1 protein-coding gene is annotated in these 400 nt (G+C 31.5%); it reads right to left on the bottom strand.

Annotated features, from left to right (window positions below; all coding sequences use genetic code 11):
* Nucleotides 1-392: hypothetical protein (locus HX793_RS32255; RefSeq protein WP_498055037.1), on the bottom strand; the 392-nt coding region annotated here is incomplete at its 3' end.
* Nucleotides 393-400: the final 8 nt, after the last annotated feature.

Below are 400 nucleotides of genomic sequence, written 5' to 3'. Positions count from 1 at the left end.
GGACGATTCCATCGGTTATAATCGAAAAAAAAGGTCAGAAGAGGTTTTTCAAACAAAGAAAAGTCTTTTTCTTCATCTTTTTTATTTTTCTCAAGTATTTTTAAATTCCGATTTTCTTGATTTCCATACATATAAGAAACCGGCCTATTGTTATTAAGGTTTTCTTGGTTCATTTTCTCGAGTTTGTTCAGTTTCTTACTAAAAATGGGTGACGGCATTCTACCTAAATAGTACAAACAGGTAATAAATAAGAAAAGATTAAAGATAACGGCCATATACATAGAATTTGTCAATTCTGACACAACGGACTTATTAGATCGAATGTACTTAAGAATAGATCCGTTTTTGCGTATCCAAACTAATAGCAATCCAACCCATTTCATGAATAGAATGTGACCAA

Source organism: Pseudomonas reactans, assembly GCF_013387025.1.
Lineage (GTDB): Bacteria > Pseudomonadota > Gammaproteobacteria > Pseudomonadales > Pseudomonadaceae > Aquipseudomonas > Aquipseudomonas reactans.
This window is presented reverse-complemented; position numbering and strand designations above follow the sequence as displayed.